Consider the following 21,370-nt stretch of genomic DNA (forward strand, 5'->3'; position numbering starts at 1 on the left):
AGTTAATGTAATTTTACATCTAACCGACTTGTCTTTTTTCTATACATCCTTCAGTAAATTATTAAAAGTACTACGATCACAACAAAGACCACAACTACATCTGATATCACCAAATTTTAGAGAGTAGGCTTGTGAAAGTTCCATATTTGATTTAACTACATTTTTAGCAAAATCCTCATCAGCTTCTGATACCTTATTTAGAGCATTAGCTTTCTCTTGAGTATCTATTACAGCTCCAACCGGAACGTAACTCTTAACAGGGATTCGTACTCCATTTGTTACTATAGCTCCCAAATCAATGTAACAGCCATCTTCCACAATAGAATTAAAAACAATAGCATTAAATCCCACAAAAGTATTACTTCCAACAATACATGGACCGTGAATTAGAGCTCCATGAGCAATACTAACTTCATTTCCTATATAGATAGAATGTTGTTTGTTATTTATTGTAAATTTTATGTTTTTTAAGCCATGAAGAATTACTCCATCTTGTATATTAGTTTTATTTCCAATATAAAATGGTGTACCTTCATCAGCTCTAATTGTCACATTGCATCCAATAAATACTTCTTTGTTTATTCGTACATCTCCAATAATACTGGAAAAAGGACCGATAAAAGCAGTTTCATCAATAGTAGGATATGTGCTAATAGGATTAAAAGAGGTAGGAGGGTTGCTTGTAACAAAATATGAATATACATTAGTTGGTCCTACAGGATTATATCTAATAATTTTATATTTACCCATCTTATATCTCCTAATAATTTATTACTCTATGTAATATTGTGAAGTCAGGTTATCAATATTCTTATTGGTTAAATAGCACTAATGTATTCTATGAAAAAATATTGATTATGTTACAGAATTTATCCGATGATTACCCATTCTAATACTTCCTCGCACGGTGTGAAAGTGATTCACAGAAAATCAAAGATTTTGGTTCTCTACTTTTCTCCAAGGGAAACATTAAAGCAGTTCCGTCCCTGGAATTGTGAAAGATTCACTGTATATGGAAGTGGACACTTGTTACCAACCACGCTGAGTCCATTTTCAATTTGGATTAGTCCATTATTATAAAATCAAATTTTATAAATATTGTTGGCATTACAGTGGTTTCGTAATATTAATTATAAAAATCAAAAAAGTATAAATAAACCAAAATTGACTGAATAGAGTGGATAATGAAATTTATTATTTATATCTTGAATTTATTGTAATTATTTATTTAAATATGATAAATAAAAGCATTATTATACTAATAATACGTTAATTATTTTAATAAACTATTGATTTTTTACCATAAAAGTGAATATAATGAATTTATGATTATATAGAATTGGAATGATGAGAAGTGAAATTGGAACGGTAGATAAAAGGAAAGTTATTTTCATGGGAAAGAGAGAGGGTTAAAGTGTATAAGGTAGATTTAAACTGTGATTTGGGAGAGAGTTTTGGTCCCTATAAAATAGGAATGGACGAGGATATATTGAAATTTATTACCTCCGCAAACATTGCCTGTGGATTTCATGCAGGAGATCCAGCGGTGATGAGGAAAACTGTAAAGCTTGCTCTGGAAAATAAAGCTGCAATAGGGGCACATCCAGGACTGCCTGATTTAGTTGGTTTTGGAAGAAGAAACATGAGTGTTTCACCCCAGGATGTCTATGATATGGTAGTTTATCAAGTTGGTGCTCTAAGTGCATTTGTCAAAGCAGAAGGGGGAAAAATGCAGCATGTAAAGCCTCACGGAGCACTATATAATATGGCCGCTAAGGATCAAGGATTATCTCAGGCAATAGCTAAGGCTATTTACAAGGTAGACTCACAGCTAATATTATTTGGTCTTTCAGGCAGTGAACTTATAAAGGCAGGGGAAGATATGGGACTTCGTACCGCTAGTGAAGTTTTTGCAGATAGAACTTACCAAAAGGATGGTTCTCTCACCCCAAGAACTAGAGAAGATGCTCTTATTACAAATAGTGAAGCTGCTATTTCACAGGTAATAAAGATGGTTATAGAAGGAAAAGTACATTGTCAGCAAGGTTTTGATATTCCAATAAAAGCAGATACTATTTGTATTCATGGAGATGGTGTACATGCTTTAACTTTTGCTCAAGAAATTAATAAGCAATTAAAAGCCTGTAATATTGACGTTAAAAACTTTGAAGAAAGTTAGTAAAGTAATTAATTTTAAATTCACATATAGTTATCAGAATATAATTTATTGTTTGAAAGGAGAAAAAATATGTTTACGTTAATTGGTGTTGTAATTGTTGTTGTTGGTTTCGCACTGCGCTTTAATCCTCTTTTAGTTGTAACTGTTGCTGGGGTTGCTACAGGATTTGCAGGGAACCTTCCTATAGCAAAGATTCTCACAATTTTTGGAGAATCTTTTGTGAAAAACAGATATTTATCATTATTCATCCTTACCCTACCTGTAATTGGATTATTGGAAAGAAGTGGTTTAAAGGAACAGTCCCAGGTACTAATTGGCAAGATAAAAGCAGCTACTTCTGGACGTATTTTGCTTTTGTATCTTTTTATAAGGGAGGCAACAGCTGCTTTAGGGCTGACAAGTTTTGGTGGACATGCACAGATGGTACGTCCTTTAGTGTCTCCAATGGCTGAAGCTGCAGCGGAAAACAAATTTGGTCAGTTGCCAGAGAAAACTCGTAATAAAATTAAAGCCTTTGCTGCATCTGCGGATAATGTTGGTGTATTCTTTGGAGAAGACATATTTATAGCTTTTGGGGCTATTTTACTTATAAAAGGTTTCTATGATCAAAATGGTATTAACTTAGAGCCTATACATATAGCACTTTGGGGTATTCCAACTGCTATTGCTGCCTTCTTAATTCATGGTACTAGGCTTATATTACTAGATAGAAAAATTAAAAAAGAAATAGAGGTCTATGAACTTGAAAATGAAAATAAGGAAGTAAAGGAGTTGAGCTAGCATGATTATAAGTCTTGAGTATATTTATTACATAGCGGGAATTTTCCTAGCTTTAATTACTGTTTTAACACTAAAGGATAAAAAGAATCCTAAACGAATTAGTTCTGCTACATTTTGGGGGCTCTATTCATTGACTTTCCTATTTGGAAAGGTTATTCCACCAATGTACATGGGAGTTATTGTAATATTAATAGCTGTTATTGCAGGAGCTAACGGCGTTGGAATAGGTTCTTTTAAAGAGTCAACTGAAAAACAGCGAAAAGAATCTGCTAGAAAACTTGGAAATTCATTATTTTTACCTGCACTTTTAATTCCTATTGTTACAATAGTAGGAACTTTGTGGGTGAAAAATATAAAAATAGGTGGATTATTTTTATTAGATAATAGTAACGTTACTATTGTTAGTTTAGGCTTGGCTTGCTTAGCTGCTTTATTTGTAGCTTTAATATTAACAAAGGAAAAGGGAATGCAGGCTATTAAAGAGAGTAGAAGATTAATAGATACTATAGGTTGGGCTGCTATTCTTCCCCAAATGTTAGCTGCATTAGGTGGACTTTTTACAGTAGCTGGAGTTGGTACAGCTGTTACGAAGCTAGTTAGTGGTGCTATTCCAGTGGATAACAAATTTTTAGTTGTGGTGGCTTATGCAGTGGGTATGGCTTTATTTACAATGGTTATGGGAAACGCCTTTGCAGCATTTCCTGTTATTACAGGAGGTATAGGTCTACCTTTAGTGGTACATATGCATGGAGGTAATCCAGCTGTCCTTGCTGCAATTGGAATGTTCTCTGGTTATTGTGGAACACTGATGACACCTATGGCCGCTAATTATAATATTGTACCGGCAGCATTACTAGATCTACCAGATAAAAATGGTGTTATTAAAGCACAAGTACCAACGGCTTTATTGTTATTAACAGTAAATATATTTTTAATGTACTTTCTTGTTTATTAAGAATTCTACTAAAGATTTTCATAGTGGTTAACAGCAGAAAAGTCATGTTCATGTGCCTGTTACCACTAATGCATAGAGGTGACAAGATGATGAAAAATGAATTAGGAGCTGAGATGTTTCCACTTGGTGAATCAGGAATTCTCATTGAATTTGGAAAAGAGATTCACCCAGATATACATAGAAAAATAAAAACATTAGCAAAATACCTTGATGAATATCCCTTTACGGGAATGATAGAATATGTGCTATCCTTTACAAGTATTACAGTGTTTTATAATCCAATTGAAGTTAGAAAGATAAAAAGAGATTCTGAAAAAGGTAAGCTTTCTTATGAAATTGTTGAAGGTATTTTAAAGGGGATTTTATCTAAACTTAATGATTCTGGAAACACTAGAGCTAGAGTGGTGGAGATACCAGTTTGTTATGGAGGGGACTTTGGACCGGATTTAGAATATGTGGCAGAATATAATAAAATTACTGTAGATGAGGTAATCAAGATACATTCAAGTGCTGAATACCTTGTTTATATGATAGGCTTTGCTCCTGGCTTTCCTTATTTAGGTGGAATGTCTGAAAAAATTGCAACGCCCAGAAGAAAGACTCCCCGTACTTTGATACCACCGGGAACTGTAGGAATTGCAGGTATGCAGACAGGCGTTTATCCTATAGGCACTCCAGGCGGTTGGCAGCTTATTGGAAGCACACCCTTAGAATTATTTAGACCTAATGAATGTCCTCCAAGCCTTCTTCAATCAGGGGATATTATAAGGTTTTGTCCAATTTCTTTCAGTGAATATGAGCAGTATAGGAGGGAGCAACAGTGAGCATAAGAGTTATTAGTCCAGGTCTTCTTACAACAGTTCAAGATTTAGGGAGATATGGATATCAGAAATATGGAGTTATAGTTAGTGGGGCTATGGATTCTTATTCTCTTAGAGCGGCGAATATTCTAGTAGGAAACAAAGAGGATGAAGGGGCACTGGAAATTACATTAATGGGTCCTTCTTTAAGTATAGAGAAAGGCACTCTTTTTTCTATTACAGGTGGGGATTTATCACCAACCATTAATGGAGAACCTGTTCCTATGTGGAGACCAGTTTATTTGAAGGAAAACAGTGTGCTGAAATTTGGGGCTTGTAAATCTGGTTGTCGTGCATATTTGGCTGTGGCAGGCGGTTTTAATCTTCCGGAAGTTATGGGAAGCAAAAGTACTTATCAAAGGGCAGAAATCGGTGGTTATAAAGGAAGGATGCTTAAAAAGGATGATTTACTACAGTTTGGCTATCCTTCAGAGGAAGCTTCTGATATTATAAAAAAGCTAATAGAAAAAAGTTCCTCTAATTCTTTTGCAGCAGCCAACTGGTATTTAGAAGGGGAACTTATAAAGAAGAATTTTGATTATATCACTGTTAGAGTTATGCAGGGCAGGGAATTTGATAAATTTACTTTAGACAGTAAAAATAAATTTTTTAATTCTGAGTTTAGTATTACAGCTCAGTCGGATAGAATGGGCTATCGTTTGTCTGGAACAACTTTAAATTTAGAAAAGCCTTTAGAAATGATTTCTGAAGCTGTTTCTCTTGGAACAATTCAGGTGCCACCAGATGGGAATCCAATTATACTTTTAGCAGATAGACAAACTACTGGAGGATATCCTAAGATCGGACAGGTAGCTTCTGTAGACATTTCAAGGATTGCACAGCTTAAGCCAGGAGATAAGATTATGTTTAAAGAAATCTCCCTAGGGGAAGCGGAAGAACTATATATTGAAAGGGAAAAATATATTACAAGTTTGAAAATAGGAATTAACTTAAGAATATGAATAAAAACTCCTTCACAATAAATTTAGTAGTAAATTTGCTGCGCTCATTAGGTAAATAAATTCTTTGAAATTTGTTTTGATGTGGATAAAGCATATTACAATAGATGGCAAGCCTTATGCTAAAGGATTAGAATAAGACTTGCCATTTATTGTTTAGTATTCTACTAGAGAATCTACAGGCACCTCTTGTAGTTTATCAGGCTGGTTAAGAGGATATATATAAGCCATTTTTTTGCCTTGGTTTACGTTTTGAATGTAAACTGGTGCTCCGTCATAAGTTACATTAGCCATATCTGGTGAAGAAACGATTTCATTTGCACGTTCTATATCCATATTAACAATCTCCTTTAGTGTTTTTTTATCAAGTATATCTTTTACACTAAATTAGTGAAATATTCTTTATTACTAATAACATTCCTTTGACAAATCAATGAGCTTTTCCATAAGTTTAGCTTTTGTCTCTTCTGGGAACACTTCTAAGCCTAAAAGATTAGAAAATGCTATGCCGTCACAGGCAAAACTTATTACTAGTGCCATAGTAGGATCTTTACATTCATTAATCTTATCAAACCACTCTTTACGTTTTTCTAGTACAGGATGAAGAAGATTTTGATTTGAGGCAACTGCAGCAAGGATACCGTACATAATGTTTATGTCAAGTTTGCACTGATTGAACTGTTCATAAATAAAAGGCATCAGCCAATTACAGGGAGAAGTATCGGATAGGGTTTTTTCTCTTTCAGAAACCTTGGATTGAAAGGAGTCAATATAATTCTCCACAAGTCCTTTGATTAATTTATCCTTGCTTGGATAATGATGGAGCAGTCCTCCTTTACTTACTCCAGCTTCTTTTGCAACTTCATCTAAGGTGAAACAATTTAAACCTTTTTCCGCAATAACTTTATTTGCTGCATCAAGAATTCTTTCTTTAGTTGAACTGTTCATAATATTAACTTCTCCTTTCAAAAAAATTAACAATTTTCCGTCTTTAATAAGGCTATAATTTATGTTATATTATAATCATTAATTAATACCGTCTGGACGGTATGTTAATCTTATCAAACTAAAAAATCCTTGTCAAGGAAGTTGGTGGGATAAAGTGGATAATATGGATAAAAGCAATAAATGAGTTTTAAGGAGGAAAGTATGTTTAAAAATAAAAAGCAATTAGCAAGTTTTTTTGTAGTCACTTTAATTATTACGTTAATGATAAATATGGCAATAACTTGGTACTCTAGATCTGCTTCAAAAGAAATAGACTATGGTACGTTTCTTACTATGATTCAAAATAAGAAGATAGAATCAGTAAAGATTGAAAATAATAGACTTTTAATAACTCCAAAAATTGATGAGAAATCTTCAGTTAGTGATAAGAAAATTTACTACACAGGAGCTTTAAATGATCCTGAGCTTGTAAACAGGCTTCAAGCTGCTGGAGTAAAATTCTCAACACCAGTTAAGGATGTACAGTCACCTATTATGACCTTTATACTTTCATGGATATTACCTTTTGCTATGTTCTATTTTCTAGGAACACTGATAACAAAATCTTTAGGCAAAAAAATGGGTGGCGGAGGTGCTATGTCTTTTGGAAAAAGTAATGCAAAGGTATATATTGAGAAAAAGACTGGTGTTACTTTTAATGATGTAGCTGGACAAGAAGAAGCAAAGGAATCACTAAATGAAATAGTAGATTTTCTTCATAAGCCATCAAAATATACTGAGATTGGAGCAAAGCTGCCTAAAGGAGCATTATTAGTGGGCCCACCAGGTACCGGTAAGACATTGCTTGCCAAAGCAGTAGCAGGAGAAGCCAATGTACCATTCTTTTCTTTATCCGGTTCAGGTTTTGTAGAGATGTTTGTAGGAGTTGGTGCTTCTAGAGTCAGAGATCTATTTCAACAAGCGGAGAAAAATGCTCCTTGTATCGTCTTCATCGATGAAATCGACGCAATAGGAAAAAGTCGTGATAGTCAGCTTGGTGGAAATGATGAACGTGAACAAACCTTAAATCAGCTTTTAGCGGAAATGGATGGATTTGATTCTTCAAAAGGTGTTGTAATACTTGCCGCAACTAATAGACCGGAGATACTAGATAAAGCTCTTTTAAGACCGGGAAGGTTTGATAGAAGAGTTATTGTGGATAAGCCTGACCTTAAAGGCAGAGAAGAAATACTTAAGGTTCACGGAAAGAATGTTAAGCTTGACAGTAGAGTGAATTTAGGAGAAATAGCATTAGCTACAGCAGGTGCTGTAGGAGCAGACCTTGCCAATATGGTAAACGAAGCGGCTTTAAGGGCTGTAAGAATGGGTAGAGATGAGGTTAGGCAAGATGACCTATTCGAAGCTGTGGAGACTGTTATTGCTGGTAAGGAAAAGAAAGACAGGATTATGACAGAGGAAGAAAAAAGCTTAGTTGCTTTCCATGAAGTAGGACACGCACTTGCAGCAGCACTACAAAAGGAAACACAACCGGTGCACAAGATTACCATCATTCCTAGGACAATGGGAGCGCTAGGTTATACAATGCAGATGCCAGATAAGGAAAAGTTTCTTCACTCTAAGGATGAGCTAGTGGAGCAAATAGTAGTTCTTTTAGCTGGTAGAGCGGCGGAGGAAGTTGTCTTTAACAAAATAACTACAGGAGCTTCAAATGATATTGAAAGAGCTACAGACCTTGCAAGAAAGATGGTAACTATGTATGGTATGTCAGACAAATTTGGTATGATGGGACTAGAATCTATTCAAAATACTTATCTAGATGGAAGAGCGGTTCAGACTTGTTCTACTGAAACTTCCACAGAAGTTGATAGAGAGGTTCTTCATATTATAGGTAGTTGTTATGAAAAGGCAGTAAATCTTTTAAAAGCTAACATGGAGGCACTTTGTAAGATTTCAGCTTATCTTATTCATAAAGAAACTATAATGGGTGATGAGTTTACGAATATATTAAAATCCATACCTAGATAAATATAAGAGGCCTCACAGAATGCACATGTATGCATCTTATGAGGCCTCTTTTTCTTCTTTGGATAAATTAGTGATGGCTTTATTACAATGTTTCTAAAGTATGGTAACAAGAGCTGATTTTATAACATAGGATGTATATAGAGAAATAATGAAAGGAAAAATTCACATGCTATATAATTATTATAGGCAATGTCCTGCAAATCATTATCCTTACATCATACAACCCGGTGATACTTTAAATATTATTGCATACAGACTGGAAGTTAGCGTTTCAAGAATAATCGCTGCAAATCCTGGAATAAATCCATATAATCTAAGAATAGGACAAATTCTATGCATACCGGCCTGTCCACCAAATCATGTTCCAAAAATAATTCAACCAGGGGATACCCTATATAAAATTGCACAAACATATAATGTTACAATTGATAGTATTTTAGAAGCAAATCCTGGTATTGATCCTAATTATCTTAGAGTAGGTCAGCGTATATGTATACCGTCAGCTTGTGCTTTAGAGTCTTCAAATTATAAGGAAACTATAGCAGCTATGCAGACAGACATTAATATGTTGAAGGAGGATAGTAGTGTTCAGAAAGCTGAGGAATCAAATTATGGAAGCTCAACGAGAACGACCCGTGCATTAAAAGTAACGGATGGAGAACTGCAGTTTGACGCTGCACCTGTAACTTTTTCTGAGAATTATAAAGGACACTATACAGTTGGAAGAAACTATCCTTATTATACTGATGCAGCAATGGGAGGTCAAAGAGGTATAACTGTGAAGGATAATTTCGGAGTATGGCATACTTTCGGGTACCGTGTGACTTTACCTGAGTAAAATATCGTAGATATATCGAAGGTTATATAAGAGTATAGTTTTACCATAGTTGCATGTACCAACCGCTGTACGAAACTGGAAAACTATAAATAAGCTTGGTGAATTAGCGAAAGCTATGGGAAATCTTTAGTATAGGATGATTAGCAATAAGATAAAATAATTTTATTGCAATCATCCTATGTTTTTTGAAGTAACTATCTAAAAAGCTCTATCCAATATCTTTGAACTATTTCGCCATTTCTTAATATATCTTTTCATTTCCATCAACTTTGAGGGTTAAAATTATTATTTAAAATACTATTGACCGAATCGGTTTATAGGAATATAATTAAATCAACATAAACCGATTCGGTTTACAAAACTTAAGAGGTGAGTTTTATGGAAAAATTTTTTAATTTACCTGAAGATAAACAAAAGACAATTATTGATGCCGCACTTAAGTCCTTTGGTACAAATGGATATAAAAAAACCTCAGTAAGCGATATTGCTGCTGAGGCGGGAATTTCAAAGGCAATGGTGTTTCATTACTTTGGTACAAAGAAAGCGCTATATCTTTATTTAATTGAGCTATGCGGCGACATTATTATGAAGGAAGTTTATGAAAAGTTTGATTATACCGTTACTGATTTCTTTGAAAGAATTAGGCTTTCATCTAATATTGAAATTTCAATTATGAAGCAGCATCCTGCCATGAGGTCTTTTTTAATAAGTGTGTATTTTGAAAGTGATGAGGAAGTAAAAGAGGACATAAAAACTCTTTTAGCAAAAGGAGAAGGCTTTAGAAATAAAATTGCTTTTGACGGAATGGACTACTCAAAATTTAAGGAAGGTATTGATCCAAAGCTGGTTATGAAAATGCTTCTTTGGCTTACTGATGGGTATATGAATCAAATGTCAAAGGAAACAGAAGTTGACTATGAGGCCTTTTTCAAGGAATTTGAGGAATGCATGGACTTACTTAGAAACAATTTCTATAGGGAGGAATAATTATGAGTTCATATGTGTTAGGCTTTCAACAGATTGATAAATCAAAGCTTCCAGTAGTTGGTGGTAAAGGTGCTAACCTTGGGGAACTATCTAAAATTGAGGGGATATCTGTTCCAGAGGGCTTTTGCATAACTACTGAAGCATATAAAAGAATTGTTGAGAACAATGAAGAATTTAATACATTAGTTGATAAATTATCTCTCTTAAAGGTGGATGATAGGAAAAAAGTCGGTGAACTTAGTAAAAAAATTCGTGAAAACATTGAAGAAATATCCATTTCAAAGGATATTGTAGAAGAAGTATCCAAATATCTTTCAAAGCTTGGTGAAAAAAATGCTTATGCCGTACGTTCAAGTGCTACAGCAGAGGATTTGCCACTGGCTTCCTTTGCAGGACAGCAGGATACCTATCTAAATATTATGGGAAAGGATGAGATACTCAAGCATATCAGAAAATGCTGGGCGTCACTGTACACAGACAGAGCAGTGATTTATCGCATACAGAACAACTTTGACCATCGTAAGGTCTATTTATCTGTGGTGATACAAAAGATGGTTTTCCCAGAGGCTTCAGGAATAATGTTTACTGCTGATCCTATTACTTCAAACAGAAAGGTTACATCCATTGATGCCAGTTTTGGTCTTGGTGAGGCTCTTGTATCTGGTTTAGTTAACCCGGACATCTATAAAGTCAGAGAAGGCAGGATACTAGACAAAAAGATATCAACTAAAAAACTAGCCATCTATGCACTGGAGAAGGGCGGCACAGAAGAAAGGGAGATTGAGGCTGGAAAACAGAATACACAGACCCTTTTGGATGAGAAAATTATACAGTTAGCTGGCATGGGCAGAAGGATTGAGGCCTACTTTGGTTGTCCACAAGACATAGAATGGTGCCTCTATGAAGATAACTTTTATATTGTTCAGAGCAGGCCTATCACTACACTTTATCCTATACCACCAGAAGCTAAAGATGGAAAGAATCATGTGTATATATCCTTTGGACACAGACAGATGATGACTGAGGCTATGAAACCATTAGGAATGTCCTTCTTCCAGACTTTATTCAAAGAGATGGTAAGCTCTACCATGAGTGAGATGGGTGGAAGGTTGTATATAGATGCATCTAGTGAGATTTCCTCGCCCCTTGGAAGAATAACTTTTATAAAAGGTCTTGATACGGTAGATGTTCTAATGAAGAATGCCTTAATTAATCTTACAAAACGAAAAGATTTTATTAAAACACTGCACAAAGGAAAAACAGCCATGGGTGATAAATCAATGTGGTTAAAGTGGATAAATCTTACCATAAAGGACTATAGAGCAAACGACCCCGCTATAGTTGAAGACCTAATGAGTACTAATAAGACTTTGTTGCTTGAACTAGAGCAAAGTATTATCAAGTTTTCTGGAGACGAATTGTTTGAGTTCATTAATAAAAGTTTAAAGCAAATAAAGAATACTATTTTTCATAGCTATGGAGTAGTTTTTGCGGGAACCTACGCCTCTTACTGGTTAAATAAAAATATTGAGAAATGGCTAGGTGAAAAGAATGTAGCAGACACCCTTGCTCAGTCTGTATCTAATAATGTCACATCTGAGATGGGCCTTGAGCTTTTGGATGTTGCTGATGTGGTAAGGCAGTATCCAGCAGTGATTGAATATTTTCAGCAGCCAAAGGAAGAGACTTTTTTTGAAGATTTGGCAAAGATAGAAGGTGGATTAGCTGTTACTGATTCAATTAAAGCATTTCTTAAGAAATATGGTATGCGCTGTTCTGCGGAAATTGATATAACTAGGACGAGATGGAATGAAAGACCAACAATACTTATTCCAGCTATCCTAAGTAATATTAAAGCCTTTGGGCCAAATGCACACAGCGTAAAATTTGAACAGGGACTTAAAGACGCAAAGCAAAAGGAGAAGGAAATCTTAGGTGGTCTAGAAAAATTGTCTGGTGGAAAAAGAAAAGCCAGGAAGGCAAAGAAAGCAATCAGTGTTTTACGTAATTATGCTGGTTATCGTGAATTCAACAAGTACATTCTCATATGGTTTGAATGGATCATAAAACAGGCATTTATGAGAGAAGCTGATGTTTTGGTTAAGAAAGGAATAATACCTAATAGAGAGGATGTTTACTATCTAACTTTTGATGAACTTAGGGATGTTGTTAAGACAAATATATTAGATTACAATATCATAACTAAAAGAAAAGAGGACTATGAAGTTTTCGAAAAGCTTACACCTCCTCGTGTAATAACCTCCGAGGGAGAGATTATACCTGGTGAGTATAATACTGATAATATACCTGAGGGTGCTTTAGCAGGAGTACCAGTTTCATCAGGTGTTGTTGAAGGACGAGCAAGGGTTGTTTTGAAAATGGAAGATGCCAATATAGAGGAAGGGGATATTTTGGTTACAACCTTTACTGACCCTAGTTGGACTCCACTCTTTGTATCAATTAAAGGCTTGGTTACTGAAGTAGGTGGTATGATGACCCATGGGGCCGTTGTTGCAAGAGAATACGGTCTGCCTGCAGTGGTAAGTGTTGAGAATGCTACAAAATTAATTAAAGGTGGACAGAGGATAAGGATTAATGGAAAAGAAGGATATGTAGAAATCCTATAATGGACAAGTTGAAAATATGCAATTATGAAAGAGCGACTGAGCCGAGTCGCTCTATAATGTTAAAAAGACTGGAGGCGGTAGGCTATGAAAAGGGATAAGAAAGCTTTGAATATGAATTTCATATTGCTTATGTTTGGAAGGATGATATCCGATACGGGAACTGGAATTCAAATGGTGATTATGCCCTTGTATATTATCGATTCGGGAGGATCCTCAGCTACTATGGGGTTGTTCTCTTTCCTATGTTTAGTGCCAGCTCTCCTAATCTACCCCTTTGCTGGAGTACTTGCAGACAGGCTTAATAGAAAAATCATCACAGTAGCAACTGACTTAGTCAGTGCAGCGGCAATAATGAGTTTGGCCCTTGGTGCATATTGGGGCAGGATGAGCCTGACTTTGCTGCTATGGATGCAGGTTGTAGTATCTCTTTTGTATGGCCTATTTGATCCAGCTACTAAAGGAATGCTGCCTCAATTGGTGGAGGAGGAAGAACTTACAAAAGCAAATTCTAATCTTGCAACGCTTAGGATCTTAGGTAGCATATTAGGTCCAGTAATTGGAGCCACATTGTATGCAAAAGTGGGAATTACAGTGGTATTCTTTATCAATGGAGTATCATTTTTGATGTCGGCAGGCAGCTCGCTGTTGATTAGGTATAAGCACACAAAACGAAAGTCAGACACTAATATGCCAGGATTTATAGCGGATTTCTCTGATGGCATTAAATTTATTATGGCTAACCCAGTAATCCTTAAACTGTGTATTTTTTTCCTAATAATATATGCCGTTATCCAGCCAATATTTTCAGTTATATTACCTCTGTTTTTTAGAACCCAGTTGGAATACTCAGACACACAATACGGTTATCTGCAGATGATAATTATACTAGGAGCACTGCTAGGTAGCGTTCTGATAAACCTGCTATTTAGTAAAGAGAAAGAGATAGCCAAATCACTTGTAAGTGGCAGCAGTTTGCTAATGTTTTCAATATTGGCTTTTTCATTTCTATTGTTTCCACATAGCTTATTTGTATTAGGGAGAGGCAGTATTTTGTACTTTAGCTTACTGTCTGGGGTTCTTGGACTGTTAAGCGTTGCTATTATGTTCATAAATGTTCCTGTACAGACCTTTATACAAAAAGCAACTCCCAACGAATACATGTCTCGAATGTTTTCTATTGTTGGAATGATTACAAAAGGTGGAATGCCTTTAGGTGCGCTAGTATATGGAATCATTCTTAACAGGGTGCCTGTACATTGGACCGTAATAACAGCCACCTTGCTCATTATGTTAGTTTTGGTTGCATTTATGATTCCAGTATTGAAGAAGCATGAACTTTAAATAGGCTGCTTTTCCTGCTGAAAATTAAATCACCATTCTCTTCCAGGATCATCTGCCATAAGGTTAACAGTTCCTTTTGGATATAACACAGAATAATGGCTCAATAAAGGGTTTGGTTTTTTGCTTGTAGGCTCTGGAAATACAAGCAGTATTTTAAAATTATTATTTACTACATAACCAATTATTTCTTCACCCTTTACTTTAACATCATAGGAAGGCTTACCGAAGACTTCTTTTACTTTAGAAAGGGATACTTTCTTTATTTTATCATCAAAGGACCTAATTTCGAATATTTGAGAGCCTTTATTAAACCCAAAAGCTAAATTATGCTTTGTATATGTGGCATAAGTTCCTTTAGCAGCAGAAACCCAATCTGATTTGTCAGGTTTTCCCCACTTTTTCTCTATATCATCAATAACAGTAGTCTTAGCCGGAAACTGGCAGTTAACAACTTTTCCTTCCTTAGCTAATTCCATAATATTTAATAAAATAGTTTTTGAAGAATCATCTTTAGTAGGGGATTCTTTAGAAGCATTATTGGAATTAGGGGATGAGGTATTAGTATCTGAAGCAGAGTCGCTAATATCGGGTGACTGATTAATATCCGTACCGTTATTATTAGGAGTGTTTCCTGTGGCATTTTCTGTTTGTTTAGTAAACTTAGAACATCCTGTCATTAGAGTAATAAATACAATAGATGCAATTATCAATTTTATAGAAAAACCTTTTTTCCATAAAAACATAATATAGCCCTCCTTGTGAACTTAATGTTAAAGATAACCAGCAACATTAATAGTATCACTTAATTAGACGAAAGTATAAGCGCTTTTGTTTCACAGAAATATTTTTTTGTTTTCAAAATTTGATCTTTGCTTATTCACTTAGAAGGAAGTAGCACTTATGGGAATGTCTCATATACTAATATGATGAGATTTATAATCACAGCAATATAAAGGAGTATTACATGTATAATAAGCAATTTTTCTCTTGTCCTTACTACAGGAATCAAGCTGCTTACCCTTTCTTTAATGCACAGTGGAGAGTTAATGCACAAAAGTTTGCAGCTGTTAGTGGTACCGTTACGAGAATTGAGGATTTTAACTTAGGTCAAGATGGTGCATCAGCAGGTTGCTATAAATTAATGTCGCTAGAAAGTAAGGATGTGGGTCCTGTAAATTTTGTGATATCCACGGAAACTTACTTTGTAGATCATAAAGTGGTTGATGTAGGAGACGAGGTAACTGGATTTTATGATGCAAATGCACCTGCCATTCTTATTTATCCTCCTCAATATCCTGCAATTGTTATAGCAAAAGACACAGAATATGAAAAAGTTGCGGTAGACTATTTTGATAATCAACTTATAAGCAGCGATGGAAACTTGAAACTAAATATAGCGCCATCTACTGAGATAATTCTCACAAATGACCAGCCCTTTAACAGATACCCTGGAAATAGAAATCTAATTGTTGTCTATGGACCTACAACCAAGAGCATACCTGCTCAAACTACTCCATATAAAATTATTGTTCTTTGCTAAATTAAGATATGCTAAGTGAAAAACTATCTTAATGCTGCTTATACACTTATCACAGACCAAATTCCTATAAAAGAGCAAAATAAAACCTTAAAGATATTCCGTATAGAAATGATTTTGATAACTTATAATAATTCTAGAAAATTTAAATTTCACTCTATACGGAAGAAGGGGTTAAATTGCACAAAAAACCGAAAGTAGTCAGGTCTATTTTATTCACACTGTTGTTAACCTTTATTTCATCTTTGCTATTATTAAATAAAGGTGTTCTAGCTGAAGATTCTAGCGGTAATACTGTAAATCTTGTGCTAGATGCAATAAATTACAACGACATACTACCAAAAAACTTTCGAAAGACTACAGACCTAAAAGTCTTAGAAAGTAAGAAGGATCTAAACTTAAAAGGATTAGATAAGTTGAATATTTCTGGAAGTCAACAATTTTCAGGAAACAATCTTCCTCTTTTAGTTAAGGCCATTGGAACTTCAATGCCTATAACTGTAATGGATTTAAGGCAGGAGTCCCATGGATTTATCAATGGATATGCAGTTAGCTGGGCTGATGCGAGAAACAATGCTAACGTAGGTTTAACAAAGGAACAGGTTCTATCAGATGAAGCTAATAAACTAAAAAGTATTAAATTAAATGAGCCTATTAGTTTTTATAATCATCCAAAGGTAACAATAACTCCAACAAAGGTTCAAGATGAAAAACAGCTTGTTACATCCAATTCTCTATCCTATAATAGAATAACCGTTAGAGATGGTGGAATACCTACAGATGACATGGTTGATTATTTCATTGAATCTGTAAAAACTCTACCTAAAGATTCTTGGTTACACTTCCATTGTAAGCAGGGCATAGGAAGAACTAGTACTTTTATGATTATGTATGATATGACTAGAAACTATAAAGAAGTTAATGCGGATAATATTATAAAAAGACAAATAGCATTGGCAAACTATAAAGAAAGCACTGAAGAATCTTTTTATAGTGATGAAAGAATGAATTTTTTACAAAAGTTTTATGAGTACTGCCAAAAAAATGGAGATTCCTTTAATGTAAAATGGAGCCAGTGGAAAAAGTCTTCCAGTACTAGCAGCACAGCGGCTTTTTCTGCTAGTCCTACCTTAGAAAATACTTCTAGCTATATAAAAAATTCAATAACTCCTACGTCTTTGTATGTTGTTTCTCAAGATTCAATGACACCTAGTGAAAGAACAATGGTAACTACCCTTCAAGGGGTAGTTAATAACCATTGTTCTTCTCAAATATATACACTTAATTCTTCCCAGCCTGATTATAAGATATGGCTTCAGGACTTAAAAGATAATTATAAGGTTTCTTATAAAATCCTTTCAGATCCCTGGGAATTACTAACCATATATAAAGATTACATAGATGGATATGTGCTTTATAGTAAAAAAGCACAAAAGGATCCCTCAATAAATAATGCCTGTTCTCTTGCTTCGTTAAATAAAGCTATAGCTATTGATGAATCTATAGAATCTAAAGTAAGGCAAAAGGGCATTACAAAAATTATTGGAGATTGTAGAAATACAGGTGAGAGTTGGGCTTATGATAACCTATGGAACAAAGGATTAAATCATTCACTGGTAATTCAGCTTTCTCCTGATAAAGCTAGTCCATTAAGAGATTATGCTGTAATGACAAAGTCCTTGGTATTTTATGAGGATAGTATAAAAGATACAGCTCTAAGAGATAGGATATTTTCTTCTATGAAGGATAATGCTATATGTTTAGGTTGGGGTCCCGATGAATTTACTAATGTAAGCACAGCATCGAAACATGGTGTAAGTGTAGTTGCTGCAGATTGGTCATATAACTTAACTACATTAAGTGCTTTTCCCTCATTACCTGTCACTAAAAAAACTTCATTAACAATTCCTAAAGAAGATAATGTTCATTATGTAACTTTCATCATGTCTGATGGAGATAATCAGCAGTGGAATCTTGGAATTAACTATGGTTCTTCTAAATGGTTTGGCTTTCCTAATAAAGATAAGCTCAATTTAGGATGGTCTATGAGTCCTTCTTTATATTACCTGTCTCCTACTGTTTTCAACCTATACTATAAAGCCATAAATACTAAAAAGACTAACAATAACTTTATTGTTTCACCTTCTGGAAATGGATATATGTATCCAAGTAAATTTAACAGTAATAAATTAAACAGTTATATTAATACATTAAATGATTATATGGAAAAATTGCAGGAAAAGTATGTAGCAATTATAGACGATTCAGCTTTTAATAAAATTGACCTTTGGGATAAGTTTACTGAAAAATCAAATATCCAAGGATTATTTTATCTGGATTACCACAGGCACGATAACTATCATGGAAAAATTTTATGGTCTAATAATAAGCCTTTAGTTTCCTGTAGGGATTTGCTTTGGAGTGGTATTCAAAATGAAGATGAATTAGTAAGAAAAATTAATGATAGGGTTAATTTAGGACAAATTGATGTTACTAGTCCGGAGGCTTATAGCTTTGTTTATGTTCATGTTTGGAGCAAAGGTGTTAGTAATGTAGAAGAAGTGGTAAAAAAGTTAGAACAAAATCCTACAGTAAGAGTAGTTACTCCTGAAATATTTATGAAATTGATAAAAGAGAATGTTAAGCACTAGGATTTCTGAAAGGAGTATCAATTCCATAACTTTAAAAAATTTTAAGCCAATGCTTAATAACACTAAGTATTGGCTTAAAATTTTTTAATTATGTTATACCAAAATTGGTGTTATTTATTGGCAAATGTTGTTCGTTAATTTATAATCATATATGGAGAAAATGTTAAAGGCAACAACAATATTGTCATTTATTTTTAAAGTATTAACAATTTGCGGGGTAATGGATATACTAAAACAAATATATGTTGCAAAAATAAAAAGTTTATAAGACTTAGGGGGGGCCTATCATGATTGAAAATGAAATATTAAGAAGGTACTGTGATGAAATTGCACCTGTGTTTATAGCAATGTTGCCTAGAGACAATCTAGTGTTCTGTATAACAGATGAAGAAACAGTTTGTATTTACGAATACCAAGGCAAAAACTCTGCTAATCAACAAGTAAAAGGCAAAGCTATGAGAGAAGTTATGCCGCCGTATATAGCTCAAAGTTTTGAAAAGGCACTGAAAGGAAATGTTATATCAGAGACAATAGACAAAAGCATAATGGGCATGTCATTTAGAAATTATATATCACCTATAAAAGATGGGGAAAAGGTGATAGGATTATGCATAATATGTCTTGTAGTTGAAAATGTAAATGTATTGCATAATATTAGTGATAATTTAGTATCTACATCAGAAGAAATAGTAGCAACATCAGAGGAAATAGCTAACTCAGCAAATGAATTGTCAAAATCTATAGAAGACCTAAGAGGATATAGTGACGATGTGACAGAACAAATAGGAAAGACTAATAATATTTTACAGTTCATAGAAGAAGTAGCATCCCAATCAAATTTATTAGGTTTAAATGCTGCTATTGAGGCGGCTCGTGCAGGGGAGCATGGTCGTGGTTTTTCTGTTGTAGCTGAAGAAATAAGAAAGATGGCAACTAACAGTAAATCATCTGTTACAAAAATAACGGATATACTGCAATCAATAAAGCAGCAAAACGATAGAATGTCTGATAAGATAAATGACATAACTGAATTATCCAGCCAGCAGGCAGCTTCAACAGAAGAAATAACAGCTTCAATGTCTAGTCTGACAAAGTCAGCTGAAGACTTAAATAATATAGCAAATACACTGTAGAATATATATTCAGTCAGTGTTAAATTGAAAGTTAAAAAAGTAATAATAGTAAATAAAAATTTTTGGAGATGTCTTAAAATGCACATATATGTATTTTGAGACATCTCCTTTTTTCATACCTAAAAACAAAGAATGCTGTCGCACTTAGAAATTTTCTAATTATGGGAGGGCCTAATTTTCATGAAATACCTATTAATAGGCCAGTAGCTCCTGTACATAAAAAAATCAAAAGGATATAGTGCCTGCTTGATTAGTAATAAAACAAGATAAGATGGTACGGTTAACCTCATATGTGAATAATATGGTAATTAGATAAATAATAAAGATAAGAAGTAACAAATTTAGTAACCTAAACCTGTAACTTTTTATTAAGCCATGTAATCATTGAAGTTTGGGGGATAACAGTATGAAAAAAACAATTTATAATATCTTCTCTAATATGATATTTCGTGGTCGTAATGAAGCTAATATCAAAGTAAAAGCAATTACATCAAGGCAATTTCCCTATAAAATTGAAGTTATCGCTGAAAATTTATATGTACCTTGGGCCTTAGCGATGAACTATGAAGGTAAGCTATATTTTACAGAGCGCTCTGGGGCAATTAGGATTATTGAAGGTGGCAAACTTTATCCGCAGCCACTGATAACATTTAGTGCACCCTTTGTAAGTCAGGGAGAAGGCGGCTTGATGGGCATTGCTCTAGATCCAAATTATTCACAAAACCATTATATGTATGTTATGCATTCATATGCAGAAGGTAATCGAATCTATAATCGAGTTGTCAGATTGATTGAAAGCAACAATAGAGCATCTATTGACCGAGTTCTTCTCGATAAAATTCCTGGGGGCCAAATTCACAATGGAGGAAGGCTAAAGATAGGTCCGGATCAGAAATTATATGTAACAACAGGAGATGCAGGGAATTCTGCATTGGCACAAAACCCAACAAGTACAGCTGGGAAAATACTGCGAATAGAATTAGACGGCAGGGTTCCTAAAGATAATCCAATTATTAATTCACCTGTTTATAGCCTAGGTCACCGAAACCCACAAGGTTTAGCCTGGAATTCAAAAAATGTCTTGTATGCATCGGAGCATGGACAGTCAGCACATGATGAGATAAACATAATACAACCAGGAGCCAATTATGGCTGGCCTCTCGTTCAAGGATCTGAAGACTCCAAGGAAGTTATTATACAAAAGCCCTTGATACACAGTGGAGAAGATACATGGGCACCCTCTGGTATTACCTTCGTAAATCAAGGACCATGGCAAGGAAAATTACTGGTTGCTACTTTGCGTGGACAGCAACTACTAGCTATCTCGTTGAATGAAAAAGGAACGGTAGTGAAGAAGGTAGAATCATGGCTCCGGAATGAGTATGGGCGTTTACGTGAGGTTATTCAAGGGAAAGATGGATCACTTTATCTGACAACAAGTAATAGGGATGGCAGAGGGAATCCTGATATAGCTGATGATAAAGTTATCCAGCTCATTCCGAAATAAAGCTATATTTATAGGACACATTCATTTATTTGAACAACAATAA

General features: G+C 34.5%; 18 protein-coding genes. 14 read left to right on the forward strand and 4 right to left on the reverse strand.

What is annotated here, in order from left to right; genetic code table 11:
- Window positions 1-39: 39 nt before the first annotated feature.
- Window positions 40-750: a carbonate dehydratase gene (locus N4T77_RS15070; RefSeq protein WP_261672651.1), complete on the reverse strand. Its 711-nt coding sequence runs from the start codon at window positions 748-750 to the stop codon at window positions 40-42.
- Between the two features lie 664 nt (window positions 751-1,414).
- On the opposite strand from N4T77_RS15070, the gene N4T77_RS15075 reads away from it, so the two are divergent.
- The 5 genes from N4T77_RS15075 to N4T77_RS15095 all read left to right on the forward strand — a co-directional run bounded on the left by N4T77_RS15075 (window position 1,415) and on the right by N4T77_RS15095 (window position 5,736).
- A complete protein-coding gene (locus tag N4T77_RS15075; RefSeq protein WP_261672652.1) occupies window positions 1,415-2,179 on the forward strand; it encodes a 5-oxoprolinase subunit PxpA in 765 nt (254 codons plus the stop codon).
- Window positions 2,180-2,248: 69 nt separating this feature from the next.
- A complete protein-coding gene (locus N4T77_RS15080) occupies window positions 2,249-2,959 on the forward strand; it encodes a DUF969 domain-containing protein (RefSeq protein WP_261672653.1) in 711 nt (236 codons plus the stop codon).
- Window position 2,960: 1 nt separating this feature from the next.
- The gene (locus N4T77_RS15085; protein WP_261672654.1) at window positions 2,961-3,914 is read left to right on the forward strand and encodes a DUF979 domain-containing protein; all 954 of its coding nucleotides are present in this window, start codon (window positions 2,961-2,963) and stop codon (window positions 3,912-3,914) included.
- 86 nt (window positions 3,915-4,000) lie between these two features.
- Window positions 4,001-4,738, forward strand: a complete 738-nt coding sequence (gene pxpB / locus N4T77_RS15090) for a 5-oxoprolinase subunit PxpB (RefSeq protein ID WP_261672655.1) — start codon at window positions 4,001-4,003, stop codon at window positions 4,736-4,738.
- Entirely contained in the window at window positions 4,735-5,736 is a 1,002-nt protein-coding gene (locus N4T77_RS15095; protein ID WP_315903173.1) for a biotin-dependent carboxyltransferase family protein, read from the forward strand. The genes pxpB and N4T77_RS15095 overlap by 4 nt, the downstream gene beginning before the upstream one ends.
- A 153-nt stretch (window positions 5,737-5,889) precedes the next feature.
- Here the strand turns inward: N4T77_RS15095 and N4T77_RS15100 are convergent, their stop codons facing one another.
- Both N4T77_RS15100 and N4T77_RS15105 read right to left on the reverse strand, forming a co-directional pair.
- Window positions 5,890-6,069 carry an H-type small acid-soluble spore protein gene (locus tag N4T77_RS15100; RefSeq protein WP_261672656.1) on the reverse strand — a complete coding sequence of 60 codons (180 nt, stop codon included), beginning with the start codon at window positions 6,067-6,069 and terminating at the stop codon, window positions 5,890-5,892.
- Window positions 6,070-6,141: 72 nt separating this feature from the next.
- Window positions 6,142-6,681, reverse strand: coding sequence for a TetR/AcrR family transcriptional regulator (locus tag N4T77_RS15105; RefSeq protein WP_261672657.1), 540 nt, complete (start codon window positions 6,679-6,681; stop codon window positions 6,142-6,144).
- 201 nt (window positions 6,682-6,882) lie between these two features.
- Here N4T77_RS15105 and ftsH point away from each other — a divergent pair, with 201 nt between their 5' ends.
- The 5 genes from ftsH to N4T77_RS15130 all read left to right on the forward strand — a co-directional run bounded on the left by ftsH (window position 6,883) and on the right by N4T77_RS15130 (window position 14,499).
- Entirely contained in the window at window positions 6,883-8,706 is a 1,824-nt protein-coding gene (ftsH, locus tag N4T77_RS15110; protein WP_261672658.1) for an ATP-dependent zinc metalloprotease FtsH, read from the forward strand.
- Between the two features lie 148 nt (window positions 8,707-8,854).
- Window positions 8,855-9,544 carry a LysM domain-containing protein gene (locus N4T77_RS15115; RefSeq protein ID WP_261672659.1) on the forward strand — a complete coding sequence of 230 codons (690 nt, stop codon included), beginning with the start codon at window positions 8,855-8,857 and terminating at the stop codon, window positions 9,542-9,544.
- Between the two features lie 378 nt (window positions 9,545-9,922).
- Window positions 9,923-10,531 carry a TetR/AcrR family transcriptional regulator gene (locus tag N4T77_RS15120; protein WP_261672660.1) on the forward strand — a complete coding sequence of 203 codons (609 nt, stop codon included), beginning with the start codon at window positions 9,923-9,925 and terminating at the stop codon, window positions 10,529-10,531.
- A 2-nt stretch (window positions 10,532-10,533) separates the two neighbouring features.
- On the forward strand, window positions 10,534-13,158 hold the full coding sequence (ppsA, locus tag N4T77_RS15125; protein WP_261672661.1) for a phosphoenolpyruvate synthase: 2,625 nt from the start codon (window positions 10,534-10,536) through the stop codon (window positions 13,156-13,158).
- Window positions 13,159-13,287: 129 nt separating this feature from the next.
- Window positions 13,288-14,499 carry an MFS transporter gene (locus N4T77_RS15130; protein ID WP_261672682.1) on the forward strand — a complete coding sequence of 404 codons (1,212 nt, stop codon included), beginning with the start codon at window positions 13,288-13,290 and terminating at the stop codon, window positions 14,497-14,499.
- Between the two features lie 29 nt (window positions 14,500-14,528).
- On the opposite strand, the gene N4T77_RS15135 is transcribed toward N4T77_RS15130, so the two are convergent.
- On the reverse strand, window positions 14,529-15,242 hold the full coding sequence (locus N4T77_RS15135; protein WP_261672662.1) for a YjgB family protein: 714 nt from the start codon (window positions 15,240-15,242) through the stop codon (window positions 14,529-14,531).
- A 221-nt stretch (window positions 15,243-15,463) separates the two neighbouring features.
- Between N4T77_RS15135 and N4T77_RS15140 the strand changes: the two genes are divergently transcribed.
- The 4 genes from N4T77_RS15140 (at window position 15,464) to N4T77_RS15155 (ending at window position 21,327) form a co-directional block, all read left to right on the forward strand.
- The gene (locus N4T77_RS15140; protein WP_261672663.1) at window positions 15,464-16,039 is read left to right on the forward strand and encodes a hypothetical protein; all 576 of its coding nucleotides are present in this window, start codon (window positions 15,464-15,466) and stop codon (window positions 16,037-16,039) included.
- 176 nt (window positions 16,040-16,215) lie between these two features.
- Entirely contained in the window at window positions 16,216-18,687 is a 2,472-nt protein-coding gene (locus tag N4T77_RS15145; protein WP_396125141.1) for a GxGYxYP domain-containing protein, read from the forward strand.
- A gap of 287 nt (window positions 18,688-18,974) precedes the next feature.
- Window positions 18,975-19,820 carry a methyl-accepting chemotaxis protein gene (locus N4T77_RS15150; RefSeq protein WP_315903174.1) on the forward strand — a complete coding sequence of 282 codons (846 nt, stop codon included), beginning with the start codon at window positions 18,975-18,977 and terminating at the stop codon, window positions 19,818-19,820.
- 406 nt (window positions 19,821-20,226) lie between these two features.
- Window positions 20,227-21,327, forward strand: a complete 1,101-nt coding sequence (locus tag N4T77_RS15155; protein WP_261672664.1) for a sorbosone dehydrogenase family protein — start codon at window positions 20,227-20,229, stop codon at window positions 21,325-21,327.
- Window positions 21,328-21,370 lie beyond the last annotated feature (43 nt).

This window comes from Clostridium sp. CX1 (genome assembly GCF_025398335.1).
GTDB lineage: Bacteria > Bacillota > Clostridia > Clostridiales > Clostridiaceae > Clostridium_AM > Clostridium_AM tanneri.